We start from the raw sequence: 20,228 nt of genomic DNA, 5'->3' as shown, positions 1-20,228 counted from the left end.
TTTTATATAGAGGTAAAGCTACAATGTTGATTTGCGCTGCGCGCGGACGCTTTCCGCGGGCACGGCTTCAGCCGCTTCCCTCGCTGTGCTCAGTCCAGGGTCTTCAGCTCGTGCTGTTCCCGCAGGAGTCGCCGCTCTCCGCTCCAATCAACGGTGTTTCCTATTAAGTGAATGAGGTGATGGGTATGATGACGAAGAATCCCTCGATACCATCCATTTGTGCATCTTGCCCTTTGATCAGTCAATGTACACAGAGTAAGATTCAGCAGAAAAATATTCAAAGGCATGTCTGGCACGATTACCTGTATGTAGCCGAATACTTGAGACATCACGATGAGACAAAAGAGATATGCTGTAAGCGCAAAAAGACGATTTAACGTGTCTTTGATGTTGCCAAAGATAAGCATGGCATTCGATGGACAACCTTACGGGGGATAAAAAAATTGTAAATGCAGTGGCGATGCTGATTTTTGCTGCCTGAGATCTTAAGAAGTTGGCCAGCTGGACATGTAGCGCCAGCCATGGAGTAATTATAAGGAATATAGAACTGTAGTAGGGCTCGTTCTTTCAAGAAACACTAAAAAAACAGGAAAAGGGTTGGAAATCAATTTGATTTCCTGCCCTTTTATCTACAGTCTGAAATGCACAGTACATCTGTGCATTTTTACTTGCCATAATTCATGTTAGTACTCGAATATCTCTCACTCTTTAATCAGCATTGTTAGTCGAGTGTACTGATATAATAAACTAGTAAAACACCCATGGATATGCTCCAGATTCCAAAATCTAAAAGAGTAATAATATATTCTTTTTCTTCTCGTTCGTATTTATATTCTACAAAAGCACGGAATAAAGATACAACAGTAAAAATAGCAATTGCTATATAGAACAATACCGGAACCTCAATAAACCAAAAAAGAAAAATGAAAATGACCCCTAACACTACTAATGGTATTTCTACCCACTGATGTGTATTGCTCACATATCTAATCCTTTGCGGGTCAATAATGTTGTATTTGTTTCTTAGAAATTTTGTTAACATGGAACTAATAATGAGTGTCAAAATAAACAAAATATTTATTTTAAGCATTCAAAGCCCCTTTCCACCGATAGTAGAAGCCATACTCTACGTTTTTGAATAATTTACCAACCTAGTCGCTATTTAAACACGTAACCTTATCTAACCTTCATACTTTGTTGTTTGACATAAGATTTTTTTAGCTTAAGCCGTGCCTGCGGAAAGCGTCCGTTTGGAATGGAAATCCACTCATCATAAATCACTAAGTTGTAATATCAACAATTTGTTTCCATTCATTAACACGAATTAATATACCGTTATGTATGCTCTCGTTTACCCACCGTGGGATTAACAGTTTTTCACGTGCAAGCGGATGCGTTGTTTGCTATAGTGAAAGGGCTATGCATTACTTAAGGGAGGTATTCAATTTGAATACGACAAATTATGCTGCCTATATAGATCACACCTTATTGAAGGCTGACGCAACGAAGGATCAAGTTGTTACGCTATGTGAAGAAGCAAAGCAATACTCCTTCGCTTCGGTATGTGTTAATCCGACTTGGGTCGAAACAGCAGCCGAAATATTAAAGGGCTCGGATGTCAAAGTCTGTACGGTCATCGGTTTCCCGCTTGGCGCGAGCACTTCTGAAGTAAAAGCGTTTGAAACGACAGATGCTATTCAAAAAGGCGCTCAGGAGATCGACATGGTTATCAATATCGGCGCTTTAAAAAGCGGTGATGACGGACAGGTCCGCCAAGATATCGAGGCTGTCGTGGAAGCGGCGAAGGGGAAAGCGATCGTGAAAGTCATTATTGAGACTTCTCTTCTGACAGACAATGAAAAACGGAAAGCATGCGAGCTATCCGTCGCAGCAGGTGCCGACTTTGTTAAAACATCGACTGGCTTCTCGACAGGCGGGGCAACAGCTGAGGATGTCAAGCTGATGCGAGGCGTCGTGGGTCCTGAGATGGGTGTGAAGGCTTCTGGAGGAGTCCGCAGCTTTGAAGATATGAAACAGATGATCGATGCAGGGGCTACAAGGATCGGTGCGAGCTCAGGCGTGCAAATTATGAATGGCTTGAAATCTGACAGCGATTACTGAGCAGGCTCAATTTTATGAATTCTGTCGCCTTCAACTGACCAATTTATGAGTGAAAATAAGGTACGTAGATAAGCCCTCAAGCTTTCCGCGTTTTCTTACTTAAAATCTTTTAAATTTTGCCGAAGGAAATGGAAAGTTTTTTATTGACCATATACTAATTGTGCGATATACTTTTTTAGTACAAGGACAACTGCCTTGTGTCGAAGTGTGCTCGGAGGGAGGGACAAGAGATATGACGAAAACTGTCGTTCGTAAAAATGAATCGCTTGAAGATGCTCTTCGCCGCTTCAAACGTACGGTATCCAAAAGTGGAACTATACAAGAGGTAAGAAAGCGTGAATATTACGAGAAACCAAGCGTAAAGCGGAAGAAAAAGTCCGAAGCTGCTCGTAAGCGTAAATACTAATACTACCTTGACTTACTATTGAAACTTTGAATCTATACGTAAACCGGAATGTCCTTTTGGATATTCCGGTTTATTTGTGTCTTTTCTCATAATTTATTTTATTGAAATGAAACTTCCGGTCATGTTGTGACGTAGAAGAGGTATAATGGAAGTAGTGAAAGGAGTGAGGAGAGTTGAGGAAAAGTGTAAGGGCTCTACTTCTGCTCGTTTTATTTCTTTCGGCCATTTCCATCCCGCTTGGTCAATCGGATGCAAATGCCGTGAAAGTATACAAAGTGCCGATAACGAATGATGTGGAGAAAGGCTTGCACGCATTTCTGAAACGTTCGTTCAAAGAAGCGAATGAAGCGGGTGCCGGGACGGTTATTCTGGAAATCAATACACTTGGCGGCTTCATTGATGCGGCTGGTCAAATCGGCAAACTCATTGATGACCAGCGTAAAGATATGGAAGTCATTGCGTATATTAATGACAGAGCCATCTCGGCAGGTGCGTATATTGCCTTGCATGCAGACCAAATCTATATGTCGCCTACAGGGAAAATCGGCGCTGCCCAAGCAGTTGAGGGCACAGCTGGTAATGCGGCAGACGTGAAAACCCAAAGTTTTTGGGTGGCTGAGATGATTAGCGCCGCTGAATCTTCCGGGCGTCATGATACTCAAATTGCACAAGCGATGGCAGATCCGGACATCGATCTTCCTGAGTATAATGCGGCAAAAGGCAAGCTTCTTACTTTGACCGCTTCCCAAGCAAAGGAAGTCGGCTATAGTGAAGGGACAGTAAGTTCGTTTGATGCGCTTTTAAATGAATTAGGCCTAGAAAATGCTGAAGTCGTTTCAACGAATGTCACATTCGCCGAATCGGTTGCCCGCATTATTACCAATCCGATTGTCGTGCCAATCCTTTTGTCAATCGCAGGACTCGGTCTTGTGCTGGAACTGTACTCACCCGGATTTGGAGTGCCGGGCACAATGGCTCTTGTTTCACTTGGCTTGTTCTTCTTTGGCCATCTTGTAGCGGGCCTTGCCGGTTATGAAGCGCTCATTCTGTTTATCATCGGGGTTGGGCTCATCATAGCGGAGTTCTTCTTGGCCGGTGGCATCGCGGGTGTCCTCGGGGCGGTAGCAGTAGTCGTAAGTATCATTTTGGCGGGTGGCAATCCGATGTATATGGCGATCTCCGTGTTGATCGCGATTGCTATTGCAGTCATAGGGATGGTGATCATTATGAAGTTTTTTGGCAGGAAGCTCCATCTTCTTAATAAGATGGTCTTGATGGATGCGACCGATACGGAGAGCGGCTATGTCTCCAACGTCAATCGCACCGAACTGATGGGCAAGGTAGCTGTGGCAATTACTCCGCTCCGTCCTTCAGGCACGGTCAACCTGGATGGTGAACGGATTGATGTCGTGTCGGAAGGAAGCTACATCGAGAAAGGGAAAGATGTTATGATAGTAAAGGTGGAAGGTTCCCGCATCGTTGTCAGGGAATACCAATAAAAGGGGGAAAATTTATTATGGCAGGTTTATTAGCTGGCGGAGGTATGTTTGTTACCATCGCTATCGTTGTAGTAGCTATCATCGTACTCTCCATATTCTTTACGATGGTTCCTGTCGCATTGTGGATTTCCGCAATGGCGGCTGGTGTACGGGTAAGTATTTTCACATTAATTGGGATGCGTCTACGCCGGGTTATTCCGAGCCGTGTCGTCAACCCGTTGATCAAAGCGCATAAAGCAGGCTTGAATGTCAGCATTAACCAGCTGGAAAGCCATTACTTGGCGGGCGGTAACGTGGACCGTGTCGTGAACGCGTTAATTGCCGCACACCGTGCGAACATTGAATTGACGTTCGAGCGCGCAGCAGCGATCGATTTGGCGGGCCGTGATGTATTGGAAGCGGTTCAAATGTCAGTTAACCCTAAAGTTATTGAAACACCATTTATCGCTGGTGTTGCGATGAACGGTATTGAAGTAAAAGCGAAAGCCCGTATTACGGTCCGTGCGAATATCGACCGACTCGTCGGGGGTGCTGGAGAAGATACGGTCGTTGCCCGTGTTGGTGAAGGGATCGTTTCGACAATCGGTTCGTCAATCGATCATGCGAAAGTGTTGGAGAACCCGGATTTGATTTCCCAAACCGTATTGGCAAAAGGTCTCGACTCAGGTACAGCATTTGAAATTCTCTCGATCGATATCGCGGACGTTGATATTGGCAAGAATATCGGTGCTGAGCTTCAAACAGAACAAGCGATGGCAGATAAGAATATCGCACAAGCGAAAGCGGAAGAAAGACGTGCGATGGCTGTTGCGAACGAACAAGAAATGAAAGCGAAAGTCCAAGAGATGCGTGCGAAAGTGGTCGGCGCCGAAGCGGAAGTACCGCTTGCCATGGCCGAAGCACTTCGCACAGGGAATATCGGAATTATGGACTATATGAACTATAAGAACATCCAAGCGGATACAGGCATGCGCGATTCCATCAGCAAAATTGGCGGAGACCAGCAAAACCCGAATGCGCCGAAAGAGTAATGGATGACATGTCATCTCGCAGAAAGGGGATGTACAGACGTTGGAAAGTCTAATTCCTTTAATTATATTTGGTTTAATCAGCCTTTTTTTGAAGGGAAAGAAGCCAGAAGGCGCAGATGCAAAGCCGGAAAAACAGGAGTCGAATAAAGTTAAACCTTTTACTGCCCAGAAGCAGGGTTCCGATCCTTTTAAGAAATTGAAGGAAATGTCCCAGGAGATGTATCAAGAGCTCCAACGGGAATTCCAAAATCCACCGGACGAGCCGCCTAGCCGACAGACGACAGTGGAGTCCCCACAGACTCGTATGGAGACTAGGAGGCCAGCCGCACAGCCTGCAGCAGTCCAACCAAAACCGACGGCCAAGCCGGCTCAGCCAGCAGCGTTTTCAGCACGGAAAGAAACGCCGAAACGCGAGGAGCGGACTGGCCGGTTGTCGGCACACGGCGGCCGCAAGGCACAGGAATTGACTGTAATGGAACCTGAGCATATGATTCCAAAGAATGAACAGGATCTGTTAAAAGGAATCATATTTTCTGAAATATTAGGACCGCCCAAAGCAAAACGGTAATCATCAGCCCTCTATCCTGAACATACGATTAGGATAGGGGGTTTTGTGTATGCGAAAACTATTCAAGATGGATACATCTGTCCTGATCGATAATTACTCTTCCATCCGCATTACCGGACCGTATGATCTGGTGAAATTAAGCGGAACCGCATGTACGATACGAAGCGAAAACTTTGTCATCGACATGACAGGACAAGAAATTGTTATTGAAACACTGGCCGAAGAAGTGGCTGTGATCACATTTGAAACACTGGAAAAAATGATGATACAGCCGGGGAAAGGCAAGGATGACGCGTATGATTCGTAAACGGTATGCGGTCACGCTGAATGGGAAAACGGATTATTCCAAATTTCTTGGAAAATTGGCTGCTTCGGGAATTAAGATCCTGTCTATTTCCCATGAGGGGGCAGCCGTTCACTTCATTACGGATTCGAAAGGGATAAGCTTCATACGTAAAAATCGCCGCCGGTTCGGGGTGAAAGCGAAATTTACTCCAATCGGCAATGAAACCGTGGAGAGCAGATTGTTTACTTCGTATCGCTTTCTTGTCGCATGCGTCATTCCCCTGGTCGCTTCTTTGTTTTTATGGAGCATTGACGTGGAATCAGATCGGCCGGAAGTGGCAGAACGGATTGAATCGAAACTCCTCGCATCGTCGATCGTCACGATGAAGCCACTCTCCCGCTTGCCGGATGAAGGGGAAATCAGACAGCTGCTTATGGCGGACGATCCTGAGCTCTCCTGGGTCCGTTTTAGCCGGTCTGGAACGAAGCTGACTATTATCCCTATGCTATCCCCAACAACGGATGAGAGAGCAGTGGAGGAAGGTCCTCCTGCCAATCTTGTTGCTCGTACGGGCGGTGTTATCACTAATTTTCAATTAAGCCGCGGTGAGAGAGCTGCCCATATTCATCAAACGGTGAAAAAGGGTGACATTTTGGCAACCGGGATACTGGAACAGGGGGATAAAAGATCGCTTGTCGGGGCAGACGGCTTCGTTTTTGCAGACTACTGGTCGGAATACACGTTCACTATTCCACGTCAGATTAACCTTCAAATGCTCGGAGAGGAAACAGTGGAATTTAAATGGCGGTGGCCGGTCATTATTAAGGACAACAAGTACTCCTTTCAAACCGTTTTGAAAACCAACAGGCAGCGCGAAGATATGGCGTATCAGCTTGAACTTGAAGAAGGAATGGAAGAAACCATCCTTTTGCCATTGTTGAAACATAAAATACTGTCAGAATCATCTCCCAGTCTGACAATAAAAGATGAAAATATTTTACATGTATCATTCCAAGATGATAAAGTTAGTGGGACTATATTGTTTTTAGTAAACGACAATATCGCTGTAAAAAGACCGATATCCCAAGGAGACTGAAAAATTGAGCGAACAACTGATTCAACTTCATGTCGAAGAACCGAACGATGTCATAATGCTGCTCGGTATTTCTGACCAGAATATGAAACTGATTGAAGAAAATATGGATGTTTCCATTATGACGAGAGGAGATACTATCTCCCTTTCAGGTGATGAAGAAAAAATCCTACAGGGCAAATATTTGCTTGAACAGCTTTTGAAAGTGATCCGAAAAGGTATCAATATAAACTTACGTGACGTTTCTTCCGCCATCGAGATGGCGAAAAACGGGACGATTGAATATTTTGCAGAGTTATATGATGAAGAAATTTCCCGCACGGCAAAAGGGAAAGCGATACGAGCCAAAACGATTGGCCAGCGTGAATATGTACAGGCAATCCGCAAGAGGGACCTTGTCTTCTGTATCGGGCCGGCCGGCACAGGTAAAACCTATTTGGCGGTGGTCCTTGCAGTGCAGGCATTAAAGAATGGTTCTGTAAAAAGGATCATCTTAACCCGTCCTGCTGTCGAGGCGGGCGAGAGCCTCGGGTTCCTGCCGGGTGATTTAAAGGAAAAAGTAGATCCTTATCTCCGCCCTCTATACGATGCCCTGCACGATGTATTAGGTGCGGAGCAGACGGAACGGTTCATTGAACGTGGCGTTATCGAAGTCGCGCCATTGGCCTATATGAGGGGCCGGACGTTAGACGACGCGTTTGTCATTTTAGACGAAGCTCAAAATACGACAAAAGCTCAAATGAAAATGTTTTTGACTCGGCTTGGATTTGGGTCTAAAATGGTAATTACAGGCGACAAAACGCAGATCGATTTGCCTAGAGGCGCTGAATCGGGCTTGATCGCTGCGGAGACCATTTTGAAAAAGGTACCTGAAATACACTTTCAATTCCTAGAACAAGGCGACATTGTGCGGCATCCGATTGTCGCAAAGATTATCGAAGCGTACGAAAACGAATAATCAGCACAGTCTGGATTGGCGGCCTGTACTTGCCTAAACAACAGTTTTTTTAAACTTTGGTCAGGTACCGGCCGCTTGCCGGCTACGCTGTGAGTGAAAAAATTTATCTCCGTTATGAGAGCAGTCATTCAGATGACTGCTTTTTATCTAACCAAATCAATTGATAGATAGAGAGAAGGGAGGAGAGGATTCTGTGTTCCGGTCCATCGGGAAAGTGTTCAACTCTCTGAAATTTAAATATTTTTCTATTCTTGTCGTATCCTTATCAGCGCTACTTCTTTTCGCTTTCATGTTTGGGGAAGTGAAGCAGGAGACGTACGAGTTATCCGCCTTCCAGGTTTCTCCGCAGACATTTCGATCTTTGAAAACAGTGGAGGACGCGGAAAAGACGGAGCAGGAGAGACAACGGATTGCCAAGGAAGTGACGCCCGTCTATCAATTTTCTGATGAAGTGGCAAAAACAAGGCAGGCGATCGCCGGTCAACTGTTTGATTTTCTCATCCAAGTGAAAGAAGCCGAAAATTTGTCGGTTGATCATGAGGACAAGCCGATCATCAGCCAAAAGGACAGGCTAAAAGAAATCCGCAGCAAATTGCAGAAGCTGGAGGAAGAAGAACCGAGCTTGCGTTTAACGGATGATGCGCTGCTCAGTCTGCTGAAGCAGGACGTCAGTACTCTTCGAAGCATACAGAAGGCAATCGTTGGCATTATCGGTGGGGAATTGGAGAAACCGATCCGCACGACCGACCTCGCCTCAGTCAGATATGAAGTGGAGAGAAAAATCAGGCTATCAGACGCCATTCCGCCTGGAGAGCTGCAAACGATGATTACGTTAGCTCGTGCTCTCGTGACAGAGACAGAGAAAGTAAATGAAGAGCTAACTGAAAAACGGCGGGAGCAGGAAATGAGTGCAGTCGAGCCGACCCGGATTCTGCAAGGACAAGTTATCGTTAGGGAAGGCCAATTCATCGATCAGGAAATTTATCGACAGCTGGAATTGACAGGTCTATTGACCAATCAATCCTCAACTAAGCCATTAATCGGCTTAGCTTTATTTGTCATCTTTGTTTCCTCGATCATTTATTTGCATTTTTATACGTGGAATGGGAAAAACAATGTAAAGAAGAAGTCGCTTTTGATCATTTACTCCATCTATCTCTTTCTCGTGCTCTTGATGAAGTTAATCGGGATGATCGACAAGGAGTTTGATGTGCAAATCGCCTTTCTGTTTCCAACAGCGCTTGCTCCAATGCTTGTTAAGCTGCTGACCAACGAGCGGCTTGCTTTAATGGTCACGGTTGTTACAGCAGCGACAGCAGGGATCATGCTCCAAGAGGGATTCGCTGCGATCATGCAGATGGAAATAGCGCTCTACATACTTCTGAGCGGCTTGATCAGTCTTTATTTCCTTGGCAAAGACGGAAGAAGGTCTAACATCTTACGGACAAGTCTAGGGGTTTCTATAACCAATATGGCCTTCATCGGCTTTTATCTGATGATGACCCAGTCCACCTATAATTTATCCGAGTGGCTTTTCTATTTCATTGCAGCAGTGGCTTCGGGAATTCTTTCCGGTGCTTTGACAATCGGGTTAATGCCGTTCTTTGAAACTGCGTTCGGCCTGCTGTCTGATATGCGGTTGATTGAACTTTCCAATCCGAACCACCCGCTGCTTAAAAAGGTGCTGACTGAAACGCCGGGAACGTACCATCACAGTGTCATGGTCGCTAATCTTGCAGATGCCGCCTGTGAGTCAGTAGGGGCTCATGGATTGCTTGCCAGGGTTGGGAGCTACTATCACGATATTGGGAAAACGGTTCGACCAGGTTTTTTCATTGAAAATCAGCATGGTGGCCAAAATCCGCATGATTCATTGCCCCCTGAAAAAAGTCGTGATATCATTATTTCCCATGCAGTTGACGGTGCGAAGATCTTAGAGAAGAATAAAATGCCGCAGGAAATAGTGGATATTGCCCGACAGCACCATGGGACGAGCTTCTTAAAATATTTTTATGTCAAAGCTAAAGAGATGGACGAGACTGCTTCGGAAGATGAATACAGGTACCCTGGACCGAAACCGCAGACGAAGGAAATTGCAATTATTTCGATTGCTGACAGTGTGGAAGCGGCCGTACGGTCTATGAAGGAGCCTACACCGCAAAAGATAGCGGCCCTCGTAAAAGCAATAATTAATGACAAATTGAATGATGGCCAATTCGATGAATGTGACTTATCCGTGAAGGAACTGAAGAAAGTGGAAACGGTTATTTGTGAAACGTTGAATGGCATTTTTCATAGCCGGATCGAATATCCGGAATGATTACAAAGGAAGGCGAAAATATGCTTGAATTTTATTTTGAAGATGAAACGGGAACTGTTGGTCAAGATATTGAGGACTTAATCCGAAATTTATTGAATCATGCAGCGGAAATGGAACAGCTAACAGGGCATCCTGAGGTATCTGTCACATTCATGGATGATGAGAGCATTCGTGAAGTGAATGCAGAATACCGGGGGAAAGATACGCCGACAGATGTGATTTCGTTCGCTTTGGAGGAAATGGGCGAAGGAGAAGTGGCCATTGTTGCCCAAGATGATATGCCAGTTGTTTTAGGCGACATTGTCATTTCTGTGGAAACGGCCAAAAGGCAGGCGGCCGAGTACGGGCATGACGAAACACGTGAAATTGGATTTCTAGCGCTTCATGGATTCTTGCATCTGCTTGGGTATGATCATCTGAACGAGGAAGAGGAAAAAGTAATGTTCGGCCGGCAAAAAGAGATTTTATCATCTTTCGGCTTAGAGCGGTGAGCAGGCATGCTCGGAACTATCATTAAGTCGTTCCAATATGCGTGGACAGGCGTTATAACAGGTATTGGGAAAGAACGCAACCTGAAGTTCCATGTAGCTGCCGGTTTGGCTGTCGTCATTTGCGGTCTCTTAACTGGATTATCACGTACAGAATGGATCCTCGTCGTTATGTTGATTGGTGGAATGCTTGCGCTTGAATTGATGAATACTGCCATCGAGCGCACCGTCGATCTCGTAACGAAAGAGTACCATCCCCTGGCGAAACAAGCGAAGGACTTGGCGGCTGGCGCGGTATTAATTTATGCCGTGGCCAGTGCTATTATAGGTTGCATTCTTTTTATCCCAAAATGGTTTTCATAATTAGGACAGAGGTGTTGAAGTATGGACAAGGAACAATTAATGGCAGAATCGAAAAAAGCGAGGGACAAAGCATATGTGCCTTATTCGAAATTTCCGGTTGGGGCTGCTTTGCTGGCGGAGGACGGCACGGTATATCACGGGTGCAATATTGAGAACTCCGCATACAGCATGACCAATTGTGCAGAACGGACCGCATTTTTTAAGGCTGTATCAGAAGGAGTCACATCGTTTAAGGCGTTAGCTGTTGTGGGAGATACGGAAGGCCCAGTTTCGCCCTGCGGTGCTTGCCGCCAAGTAATTGCGGAGTTTTGCGGTCCACATATGCCGGTCTATTTGACAAATATGAACGGTGCAGTTCTTGAAACAACAGTGGCCGAGCTATTGCCTGGTGCTTTTTCGAAAGGGGATCTTGAATATGCCACAAGCCGATAAATCGTTTAAGTCCGGTTTCATTTCTATCATCGGCCGTCCAAATGTCGGGAAATCCACTTTTCTAAATCGTGTAGTCGGACAGAAGATTGCCATTATGAGCGATAAACCGCAGACGACCCGAAACAAAGTGCAAGGGGTCGTCACGATGGATACGTCTCAAATGATTTTCATCGATACACCGGGAATCCACAAACCGAAGCACAAGTTAGGCGATTTCATGGTGAAATCTGCTCGCAATACATTGAAAGAAGTGGACATAATCATGTTCATGGTGAATGCCAATGAGCCGATCGGTTCAGGAGACCGTTTTATCATAGAACTGCTCCGCACTACGAAAACACCGGTTTTCCTCGTCATTAATAAGATTGATTTAGTTCATCCCGATGAATTGCTAACAATTATTACAACGTACACATCGGAATACGAATTTGCAGAGATTGTTCCTTTATCCGCTTTAAACGGAAACAATGTGGAGCGGCTTATGGAGACACTTGAAAAATATCTACCAGAGGGCCCTAAATATTATCCGGATGATCAAGTGACGGATCACCCTGAGCGCTTCATTATCTCCGAATTGATTCGTGAGAAAGTGCTTCATTTGACACGTGAGGAAGTGCCACATTCCGTGGCGGTTGCTATTGAAAAGATTGAACGGGACGAAGCCAAGGGAATGGTCAATGTGATGGCGACCATTGTCGTCGATCGTGATTCTCAAAAAGGGATCGTGATTGGCAAAAAAGGAGCTTTGCTAAAGGAAATTGGGACAAAAGCGCGGCATGACATCGAAATGCTGCTCGGCTCGAAAGTCTTTTTAGAACTTTGGGTCAAAGTGCAGAAGGATTGGCGGAATAAGCCAGGACAATTGCGTGAATTCGGTTTCAGGGAAGATGAGTATTAAACCATAAAGGAGTGATGGCCTTGCTGAACAAGTGGGAAGGAATCATTCTGAAAAGCATTCCATATGGCGAGGCCAATAAAATCGTGACGATTTTTACGAGGGAAGCGGGGAAATTGACTGCCATGGCCCGCGGAGCGAAAAAGCCTGCCAGCCGTTTGTCCGCCATTACCCAAAATTTCACGCATGGCTCTTTTCTACTTAAGACCGGAAAAGGGATGGGTTCGCTGGAGCAAGGGGAAACGATCGATTCGATGCGCTTCATCCGGGAGGACCTGGAGGCGACTGCGTACGCCAGCTACATCGTGGAGCTTATCGATAAATTGACAGAGGATCGCGAGGCCACGCGCAATGTTTACGGCCTGCTGTATGAAGCCCTGCATGCGATCAATGAAGAATATGACCCGGAAGCGATTTCTCTTTTTGTGGAGTGGAAAATGTTGCCCATAGCAGGGGTCTATCCAACCGTCCATCAATGCGCTAATTGCGGGGCGACGGAAGGGGAGTTTGCTTTTTCCTTTCAGGAAATTGGGTTTCTCTGCCACCGCTGTTTTCATATCGATCCGTATATTGTTCGGCTTTCTCCGACGCAACTTCGTCTGATCCGTACATTTTACACGGTACCGATCGAGCAGGTCGGATCGCTGAAGTTGAAAAAGACGACAAAGCAGTTTATGAAAAAGATTGTGAGAACGATCTATGACGAGCAGGTCGGTATCCGGTTAAAGTCGAGAAATTTTTTGGACCAGCTGGAGCGGATGCCGGGCGTCCTGCCTGAAAAAAAAGAACAACCGGAGACGGAGGGTGAGTAACCTTCCGTTTCCGGTTGTTTTTGTTAAGAGACTCAATTAACGATCGAAATTATTAGAATACTGATCATTGCATGGCTGAATGTATTCGATTAGAATTTCAAGCGTTCCTCGATATAACCCTTCACTTCGCTGATCGGCATACGCACTTGTTCCATAGAATCACGATGGCGTACTGTTACTTGGCGATCTTCTTCTGAATCAAAATCGTATGTTATGCAGAAAGGTGTTCCAATTTCATCTTGGCGGCGGTACCGTCTTCCGATGGATTGGGAGTCATCATATTGGACTGCAAAATGTTTGCTAAGCTCCGCATAGACTTCTTCCGCACTTTCCGCGAGTTTTTTGGATAGTGGGAGAATTGCCGCTTTGACAGGTGCGATAGCAGGATGAAAGCGCAGTACTGTCCGCACATCGTCGCCCTCAAGCTGTTCTTCATCATATGCGTTGCAAAGGAATGCAAGTGTCACACGATCTGCACCCACGGAAGGTTCGATGCAATATGGCACGTATTTTTCGTTTGTGACCGGATCCTGATAATGGAAATCCTCGCCTGAATGCTCCATATGGCGCTTTAAATCGAAGTCTGTCCGGTTTGCGATACCCCATAGTTCACCCCAGCCGAATGGGAACTTGAATTCAATGTCTACCGTTCCTTTAGAGTAGTGAGAGAGTTCATCTTCGCTATGCTCGCGCAGTCTGACGTTTTCGTCGCTTAGCCCAAGGTCAAGCAACCATTTCTTACAGAATTCACGCCAGTATTCATACCAATTCATATCTTCGCCAGGCTTGCAGAAGAATTCCAGTTCCATTTGTTCGAACTCGCGCGTCCGGAACGTGAAGTTGCCCGGTGTGATTTCATTACGGAAACTTTTACCGATCTGGGCGATACCAAACGGCATTTTCTTTCGCATGGACCGCTGTACATTTTTGAAGTTAACGAAAATCCCTTGTGCTGTTTCCGGGCGGAGGAAGATTTCATTAGCAGACGAATCCGTCACGCCTTGAGATGTTTTGAACATTAAGTTGAATTGGCGGATGCCTGTATAGTCCATCTCACCACATGTTGGGCAGACAATATGATGTTCCGCAATCAACTCTTCCATCTTTTCAAAAGGAAGGCCATCGACCACCATCTCAATGCCCTTTGCTTCAAGTGCGTCTTCAATTAACTTATCCGCACGGTGGCGTGTTTTACATTTTTTGCAGTCAATCATCGGGTCATTGAAATTTCCAATATGGCCAGAAGCTTCCCACACTTTAGGATTCATCAGGATGGCTGCGTCCAATCCAACATTATATTTGGATTCTTGGACAAACTTTTGCCACCATGCCTTCTTGACATTGTTTTTCAGTTCAATCCCAAGTGGGCCGTAATCCCATGTATTTGCGAGACCGCCATAAATTTCAGACCCCGGGAAGACGAATCCTCTCTGTTTTGCTAAGTTGACAATTTGATCCATTGATAGCATTGCAAATCCCTCCAATTCTTATTTTGCCTTTCAACCTCCTGCGGAACATCTTAAACTGTCCCGCTTTAATCCATTCAGCGATATGAATGGGAAGGCTGGCTGGCAGGAGCCTGTGAACAAAAAGGTATTCATGCCAGTGGGATGTTTGGTAAAACGCAAAAAACGCACCCATCCCCGGACAGTAATTGTCCGGGGACGAGTGCGTAGACCCGCGGTTCCACCCCGATTGGCTCAAAAAAGCCCTCTTTCGTTCACGTTCTTGGCTCCAGGCTGCCGTTTCATGCCGATTACGGGCTTTCACCATCCCCGTTCGCTTCGTGCGGCACTACTTATTGACCTTTCTTCACCTATGGATTATGAGTACAAGTGTAGCATGGTTTGTGCAGACAGGCAATCGTTTCATCGTTTTTCTTTCATATACTCCGTTTTCACGCGGAGTGATAGGAATTCTATTGGGGAAATGCTATACTAGTCAGGTATATACAAATGAACGCGTAGGGCGGTGATTCATATTGGAACTGAATAAGCGCCAAAACGAGATACTCGCGATCGTCCAGTTGGATGGACCGATCACCGGGGAGCAGATTGCTGAAAGGCTGAACTTGGCGAGGGCAACCATCCGTCCAGATCTGGCCATTTTGACGATGGCAGGATACTTGGACGCAAGGCCGAGAGTCGGTTATTTCTATTCAGGCAAAAAGCCTGCCCAATCTGTCGGTGATGGGATGATTGGCATGAAAGTAGGCGATTTCCAATCAATGCCTGTCGTTGTCGCCGAAAACATTTCCGTATACGATGCTATCTGCCAAATGTTCTTAGAGGATGTCGGGACGCTCTTCGTAATTGATAAGGATTCCCATTTATCAGGTGTTTTATCGCGGAAAGATTTGCTGCGCACAAGTTTAGGAAATAAAGAATTAGATAAGATTCCGGTGCATGTCATCATGACAAGAATGCCGAACATTACATACTGCAAAAAGCAGGACACACTGCTCTATGCGGCGAAAAAGATGATTGAACAACAAATAGATTCATTGCCTGTCATCGTGGAGAAAGAGCGGGGCCTTGAAGTGGTGGGAAGAATCACGAAGACAAATATTACTGCTGCCTTTTTGTCCTTGGCCGACGACCATGATTTATAATGATGGGGAACTAGGAGTGATCCAATGAGTAAACTAACTTTGTTCATCGTTTCCGATTCGGTCGGCGAGACGGCAGATCTTGTCGCCAAGGCGGCAGCAAGCCAGTTTAGGCATGATCTTGAAACGGTATCGATGAAACGGTTTTCACACGTGGAAGATGAATCGCAGTTACGCGAAATCGCCTATTTGGCCAAGAAACAAAATGCCATTATCATTTATACATTGGTGAAAAGCTGCATGAGGCAGCGTCTTAAACAGGAGTGCATGGAAAATGGCTTGAAGTGCATTGACTTACTCGGTCCAATCGTTGACAAGATCGAGGAGGAACTTAGTGAAAGCCCATTTGAAGAACCTGGGCTCGTCCGTCAATTGGATGAAGACTACTTCAAAAAGATAGAAGCGATTGAATTTGCGGTGAAATATGACGATGGAAGAGATCCCAGGGGCGTCTTGAAAGCGGATATCGTTCTCGTTGGCGTATCACGCACATCTAAAACGCCTCTTTCTCAATATTTGGCTCACAGGACGTTCAAAGTGGCTAATGTCCCTTTGGTGCCTGAAGTGGATCCTCCCGAAGAATTATTCCGGATTGACCCATCCAAATGCTACGGACTCGTCATTTCACCAGAAAAACTCAATTCAATCCGGAAAGAGCGCCTGATTACCCTTGGTTTAAAGGACGATGCTAATTACGCCCAAATCGAACGGATTAAACGGGAAATCGATCATTTCAATAAAGTTGTAGCCAAAATTGGCTGTAAGGTCATTGATGTTACGAATCGGGCAGTGGAAGAAACAGCGAATGTGATTTTGCATGATTGTGCGAATAAAGGCGAGTAAATTGAATGAATACTAAGAAGAAGGACCGCCTAGGCAAAATGGTTGGTTCTTCTTTTGTGGATTGTGTACAATATTGTTTTGCGGCTGTCTTATAAAAATGATATAGTTATCCATCTGAAGGCCGGTTTTCCCCGGTCTCCTTTAACATGGCGGTAAATTAGCCGTTTATTTTGGATTTAATTTTAAAGACTAAGCCAACCCTATGGAAAACATAATATTTTTTTGTCGAATAAGCAGGATTTTTGAAATCTATCTCGAAATCAAGTAGATAGAGGGAAACGGTGATGGAAATGACTAAAATACCAGAGGAAACGATCGAGGATGTACGTTCAAAGACTGATATCGTTGATTTGATCGGCGAGTACGTCCAACTGACGAAGAGAGGGAGAAATTGGTTTGGGCTTTGTCCATTCCATGGTGAAAGCACCCCTTCATTCTCAGTTTCCGAAGATAAGAATCTGTTTCATTGTTTCGGCTGCGGAGCGAGCGGAAATGCAATCACATTCGTCATGGACATTGAAAACACTTCTTTCACCGAAGCAGTATCCAAGCTGGCTGACCGGGCAGGCATTGAAGTAGACGTCCAGTCAGTACATGCTGCAAGCTCTTCAAAAAATGAGCATCATTCGATGAAGGAAGCCCTCGCACTTGCAGCAAACTTCTATAGTCATATACTACTTAATACTGTAGAGGGGGAAAAAGCATTACAATATTTGCAGGAAAGAGGATTTTCCCGGGAGCATATCGAACAGTATGGAATCGGGTGGTCACTGGAAGACAGGGAGACTTTGACGAATCTCCTCATCCGTAAGAAATTTGATATGAAGGAAATGGAACAAGCCGGCCTTTGTATTATGAAAAATGATGGGACAGGCTATTTTGACAGGTTTCGAGGACGTATTATGTTCCCATTACATGACGATAATGGGAATGTTGTCGGTTTTTCCGGCAGGATCCTCTCCAATTCAAAAGACGAGGCCAAATACTTGAACAGTCCGGAAACTCCTATCTTTGAAAAGAGCAAATTACTATATAATTTTCATCGAGCTCGTCTTAATGTTCGGAAAACGGGTAAAGTAATACTATTTGAAGGTTTCATGGATACAATAGCTGCAGAACGGGCCGGTGTGATGAACAGTGTAGCGGTCATGGGTACGTCTCTTTCGGAAATGCATCTACTGAAATTAAAACGCATTGCCAACCAGCTGATGATTTGCTGCGATGGAGACAATGCGGGATGGGAGGCGGCCAAGCGGTTTGCCAACCTGGCTGCGCAGAAGGGACTTTCCGTACAAATAGCTCTGCTTCCTGGGAAGATGGATCCTGATGAATATATTTCAACACACGGTGGCGAAGCGTTCCGTGAAAAGATTCTAGGAAATCCCCATACGTATATGTCGTTTATTTTAGCGTATGCCAAACGTGGAAAGAACCTGACACATGAAAATGACGTCTTGCAATATATCCACGAAGTTTTAGACGAGCTGGCTGCCAAGGTATCACCGATCGAGAGAGATCTCCTCGTCCGGCAAATGGCAACTGAAACTGGTGTTTCCGAGCAGGCATTAAACGAGCAGCTGATGAAAAAAGTCGGCAAAATGGCGAAGGAAGAAAAACAGGAGCAATCTACCGGCGGTATGCAGGAGATGCCGATGCCAAAGGTCAAGAAAGTGTCTGGCGCTGATCGGGCAGAACGGATTTTGCTAGCACACCTGCTGAACGATGGAGTCATATTTGATCGGCTGCGAGCGGAAGGCAGCGAGCTTTTCATCCGTGATGAATACAACGCCGTATTCGTGAGGTTGGCCGGTTTTTATGAACAATATAGCACGCCGGATTTTAATCGGTTCGCTGAATCATTGGAAGACAGGGAAATGCGTAAAATTGTGATGGAAGCAGCAATGATGGAACGCGATCCCGACCATGCAGATCAGGAAGTCACAGATTGTATTCAACATCTGGAAAAACAACGGGTAATCCGAAAAATAGATGAAATGCTGCACCAATCAAAAGAAGCGGAAAAAATGAATGATCATACCCGGGCGCTGGAGCTGGCCAGGGATATTATACAGCTCCGGAAATCATTATCGGCATTGTAGGCCAGATTCCGGTGTATTAAGGAGGAACGGGTATTATGGAAAAAAAAGAGCGAGCTGGAGAGATGGAAAACGATATGACGTTGGATGAAGTGAAAGCAAGTTTATTGGAAACAGGTAAGAAGAATGGTGAATTGACGTTGGAGGAAGTGACGGATAAACTATCCGTCTTTGAAATGGAGCCAGATCAGTTCGAAGAATTTCTTGATCAAATCGAAGCGCAAGGCATCGAGATGGATCGTAAAGACGATGAGGAAGAAGAAGTGGAAAAAGTCGCGGACGACGAACAATTTGATTTGAACGATCTAAGTGTGCCGCCTGGCGTAAAAATTAATGACCCGGTCCGCATGTATTTAAAAGAAATCGGACGTGTGGATCTATTAACTGGTAACGAAGAGGTCAAATTAGCCGTTGCCATTCAAGAAGGTGTGGAAGCGGAAGAAAAGCTTGCTTCAATGGACCAGCCGGATGCAGAACTTCTCGAAATCGTTGAAAAGGGTGAGAACGCCAAAAAGAAACTGGCGGAAGCCAACTTGCGGCTCGTCGTTAGTATCGCAAAACGGTATGTAGGACGCGGCATGCTGTTCCTTGATTTGATTCAGGAAGGAAATATGGGTCTTATTAAAGCTGTTGAGAAATTTGACCATACAAAAGGTTTCAAATTCAGTACGTATGCGACATGGTGGATTCGTCAGGCGATCACTCGGGCAATTGCCGATCAGGCGCGAACGATTCGTATTCCTGTTCACATGGTGGAAACGATCAACAAATTGATCCGTGTCCAACGTCAACTGCTACAAGATTTAGGGCGGGAGCCATCTCCAGAGGAAATCGGCGAAGAGATGGATCTATCTGCTGACAAAGTTCGTGAAATCTTGAAAATCGCTCAAGAACCTGTATCGCTTGAAACGCCAATTGGTGAAGAGGATGATTCCCACCTCGGTGACTTCATTGAAGATTCGGAAGCACAATCTCCATCTGATCACGCTGCCTATGAGCTGTTAAAGGAACAGTTGGAAGATGTCCTGGATACTTTGACAGACAGAGAGGAAAACGTACTTCGTCTGCGTTTTGGATTAGATGACGGACGCACCCGTACTTTAGAAGAGGTAGGTAAAGTGTTTGGCGTCACACGTGAACGGATTCGTCAAATTGAGGCGAAAGCGTTGCGCAAGCTTCGCCATCCTTCCAGAAGCAAACGCCTAAAAGACTTCCTCGAATAATGTCGACTTGATCGGACATTGTTCCTTGTCGGAAGGATTTGCGCTAAAGGTTCTCCATAACCCGGATTTATGATAATCGCTAGAACAGGCGATATGCTTGCAGGGGCAGCTTTAGCCGGCACCATGAGAAGGAAAGGAGGGGCTGATCCCTCCTGCCGGTCAAATGCTCAGGAAACGACTGCTGCA

Annotated in this window: 20 protein-coding genes and 1 pseudogene; 19 read left to right on the top strand and 2 right to left on the bottom strand. The window is 45.5% G+C overall.

The annotated features are described in order from the left end of the window. Positions 1 to 203 precede the first annotated feature (203 nt). Positions 204 to 481, top strand: a pseudogene (locus NCCP2222_RS01440) (transposase); the annotation flags it as partial. Positions 482 to 721: 240 nt separating this feature from the next. On the opposite strand, the gene NCCP2222_RS01435 reads toward NCCP2222_RS01440, so the two are convergent. Continuing rightward, positions 722 to 1,090 carry a DUF4181 domain-containing protein gene (locus tag NCCP2222_RS01435; RefSeq protein WP_248508936.1) on the bottom strand — a complete coding sequence of 123 codons (369 nt, stop codon included), beginning with the start codon at positions 1,088 to 1,090 and terminating at the stop codon, positions 722 to 724. 356 nt (positions 1,091 to 1,446) lie between these two features. Between NCCP2222_RS01435 and deoC the strand changes: the two genes are divergently transcribed. From deoC to recO, 14 genes are all read left to right on the top strand, one after another. Next, complete coding sequence (deoC, locus tag NCCP2222_RS01430; protein WP_248508934.1) at positions 1,447 to 2,121, top strand: deoxyribose-phosphate aldolase; 675 nt, start codon at positions 1,447 to 1,449, stop codon at positions 2,119 to 2,121. Positions 2,122 to 2,353: 232 nt separating this feature from the next. Continuing rightward, entirely contained in the window at positions 2,354 to 2,527 is a 174-nt protein-coding gene (gene rpsU, locus NCCP2222_RS01425; protein WP_076757758.1) for a 30S ribosomal protein S21, read from the top strand. A 173-nt stretch (positions 2,528 to 2,700) separates the two neighbouring features. After that, the gene (locus NCCP2222_RS01420; protein ID WP_248508926.1) at positions 2,701 to 4,026 is read left to right on the top strand and encodes an NfeD family protein; all 1,326 of its coding nucleotides are present in this window, start codon (positions 2,701 to 2,703) and stop codon (positions 4,024 to 4,026) included. A gap of 44 nt (positions 4,027 to 4,070) precedes the next feature. Beyond that, complete coding sequence (gene floA, locus NCCP2222_RS01415; protein ID WP_238082785.1) at positions 4,071 to 5,057, top strand: flotillin-like protein FloA; 987 nt, start codon at positions 4,071 to 4,073, stop codon at positions 5,055 to 5,057. 40 nt (positions 5,058 to 5,097) lie between these two features. Then, positions 5,098 to 5,625, top strand: coding sequence for a hypothetical protein (locus NCCP2222_RS01410; RefSeq protein ID WP_248508924.1), 528 nt, complete (start codon positions 5,098 to 5,100; stop codon positions 5,623 to 5,625). Between the two features lie 49 nt (positions 5,626 to 5,674). Further along, positions 5,675 to 5,932, top strand: a complete 258-nt coding sequence (locus NCCP2222_RS01405) for a hypothetical protein (protein ID WP_238082038.1) — start codon at positions 5,675 to 5,677, stop codon at positions 5,930 to 5,932. Beyond that, a complete protein-coding gene (locus NCCP2222_RS01400) occupies positions 5,922 to 7,007 on the top strand; it encodes a sporulation protein YqfD (protein ID WP_248508922.1) in 1,086 nt (361 codons plus the stop codon). Before NCCP2222_RS01405 ends, NCCP2222_RS01400 begins: the two co-directional genes overlap by 11 nt. A gap of 4 nt (positions 7,008 to 7,011) precedes the next feature. After that, positions 7,012 to 7,962, top strand: coding sequence for a PhoH family protein (locus NCCP2222_RS01395; protein WP_248508920.1), 951 nt, complete (start codon positions 7,012 to 7,014; stop codon positions 7,960 to 7,962). Positions 7,963 to 8,155: 193 nt separating this feature from the next. Next, positions 8,156 to 10,282, top strand: a complete 2,127-nt coding sequence (locus NCCP2222_RS01390; protein ID WP_248508919.1) for an HD family phosphohydrolase — start codon at positions 8,156 to 8,158, stop codon at positions 10,280 to 10,282. Positions 10,283 to 10,302: 20 nt separating this feature from the next. After that, positions 10,303 to 10,773 carry an rRNA maturation RNase YbeY gene (gene ybeY, locus NCCP2222_RS01385; RefSeq protein WP_248508917.1) on the top strand — a complete coding sequence of 157 codons (471 nt, stop codon included), beginning with the start codon at positions 10,303 to 10,305 and terminating at the stop codon, positions 10,771 to 10,773. A 6-nt stretch (positions 10,774 to 10,779) separates the two neighbouring features. Continuing rightward, positions 10,780 to 11,133, top strand: coding sequence for a diacylglycerol kinase family protein (locus NCCP2222_RS01380; protein WP_248508913.1), 354 nt, complete (start codon positions 10,780 to 10,782; stop codon positions 11,131 to 11,133). Between the two features lie 21 nt (positions 11,134 to 11,154). Next, on the top strand, positions 11,155 to 11,565 hold the full coding sequence (locus NCCP2222_RS01375) for a cytidine deaminase (protein ID WP_248508911.1): 411 nt from the start codon (positions 11,155 to 11,157) through the stop codon (positions 11,563 to 11,565). Then, positions 11,549 to 12,463, top strand: coding sequence for a GTPase Era (gene era / locus NCCP2222_RS01370; RefSeq protein WP_248508909.1), 915 nt, complete (start codon positions 11,549 to 11,551; stop codon positions 12,461 to 12,463). Before NCCP2222_RS01375 ends, era begins: the two co-directional genes overlap by 17 nt. Positions 12,464 to 12,483: 20 nt before the next feature. Next, the gene (recO, locus tag NCCP2222_RS01365; protein WP_248508908.1) at positions 12,484 to 13,272 is read left to right on the top strand and encodes a DNA repair protein RecO; all 789 of its coding nucleotides are present in this window, start codon (positions 12,484 to 12,486) and stop codon (positions 13,270 to 13,272) included. 89 nt (positions 13,273 to 13,361) lie between these two features. Here recO and NCCP2222_RS01360 read toward each other — a convergent pair whose 3' ends face one another. Next, positions 13,362 to 14,741, bottom strand: a complete 1,380-nt coding sequence (locus NCCP2222_RS01360; RefSeq protein WP_248508907.1) for a glycine--tRNA ligase — start codon at positions 14,739 to 14,741, stop codon at positions 13,362 to 13,364. Between the two features lie 512 nt (positions 14,742 to 15,253). On the opposite strand from NCCP2222_RS01360, the gene ccpN reads away from it, so the two are divergent. From ccpN to rpoD, 4 genes are all read left to right on the top strand, one after another. Then, complete coding sequence (gene ccpN / locus NCCP2222_RS01355) at positions 15,254 to 15,883, top strand: transcriptional regulator CcpN (protein WP_248508905.1); 630 nt, start codon at positions 15,254 to 15,256, stop codon at positions 15,881 to 15,883. Between the two features lie 24 nt (positions 15,884 to 15,907). Further along, on the top strand, positions 15,908 to 16,723 hold the full coding sequence (locus tag NCCP2222_RS01350) for a pyruvate, water dikinase regulatory protein (protein WP_248508904.1): 816 nt from the start codon (positions 15,908 to 15,910) through the stop codon (positions 16,721 to 16,723). Between the two features lie 290 nt (positions 16,724 to 17,013). Further along, complete coding sequence (gene dnaG / locus NCCP2222_RS01345) at positions 17,014 to 18,822, top strand: DNA primase (RefSeq protein WP_248509763.1); 1,809 nt, start codon at positions 17,014 to 17,016, stop codon at positions 18,820 to 18,822. Positions 18,823 to 18,857: 35 nt separating this feature from the next. Further along, on the top strand, positions 18,858 to 20,042 hold the full coding sequence (gene rpoD, locus NCCP2222_RS01340; RefSeq protein WP_375709144.1) for an RNA polymerase sigma factor RpoD: 1,185 nt from the start codon (positions 18,858 to 18,860) through the stop codon (positions 20,040 to 20,042). Positions 20,043 to 20,228: the final 186 nt, after the last annotated feature.

It is taken from the genome of Sporosarcina sp. NCCP-2222 (assembly GCF_023168145.1).
Lineage (GTDB): Bacteria > Bacillota > Bacilli > Bacillales_A > Planococcaceae > Sporosarcina.
This window is presented reverse-complemented; position numbering and strand designations above follow the sequence as displayed.

Coding starts and splice junctions, on each gene's coding strand:
- NCCP2222_RS01350 (WP_248508904.1), top strand. CDS start 15,908: ATGAGTAAACTAACTTTGTTCATCGTTTCCGATTCGGTCGGCGAGACG.
- NCCP2222_RS01400 (WP_248508922.1), top strand. CDS start 5,922: ATGATTCGTAAACGGTATGCGGTCACGCTGAATGGGAAAACGGATTAT.
- ybeY (WP_248508917.1), top strand. CDS start 10,303: ATGCTTGAATTTTATTTTGAAGATGAAACGGGAACTGTTGGTCAAGAT.
- dnaG (WP_248509763.1), top strand. CDS start 17,014: ATGACTAAAATACCAGAGGAAACGATCGAGGATGTACGTTCAAAGACT.
- NCCP2222_RS01405 (WP_238082038.1), top strand. CDS start 5,675: ATGCGAAAACTATTCAAGATGGATACATCTGTCCTGATCGATAATTAC.
- rpoD (WP_375709144.1), top strand. CDS start 18,858: ATGGAAAAAAAAGAGCGAGCTGGAGAGATGGAAAACGATATGACGTTG.
- rpsU (WP_076757758.1), top strand. CDS start 2,354: ATGACGAAAACTGTCGTTCGTAAAAATGAATCGCTTGAAGATGCTCTT.
- floA (WP_238082785.1), top strand. CDS start 4,071: ATGTTTGTTACCATCGCTATCGTTGTAGTAGCTATCATCGTACTCTCC.
- era (WP_248508909.1), top strand. CDS start 11,549: ATGCCACAAGCCGATAAATCGTTTAAGTCCGGTTTCATTTCTATCATC.
- NCCP2222_RS01360 (WP_248508907.1), bottom strand. CDS start 14,741: ATGCTATCAATGGATCAAATTGTCAACTTAGCAAAACAGAGAGGATTC.
- NCCP2222_RS01375 (WP_248508911.1), top strand. CDS start 11,155: ATGGACAAGGAACAATTAATGGCAGAATCGAAAAAAGCGAGGGACAAA.
- NCCP2222_RS01435 (WP_248508936.1), bottom strand. CDS start 1,090: ATGCTTAAAATAAATATTTTGTTTATTTTGACACTCATTATTAGTTCC.
- NCCP2222_RS01380 (WP_248508913.1), top strand. CDS start 10,780: ATGCTCGGAACTATCATTAAGTCGTTCCAATATGCGTGGACAGGCGTT.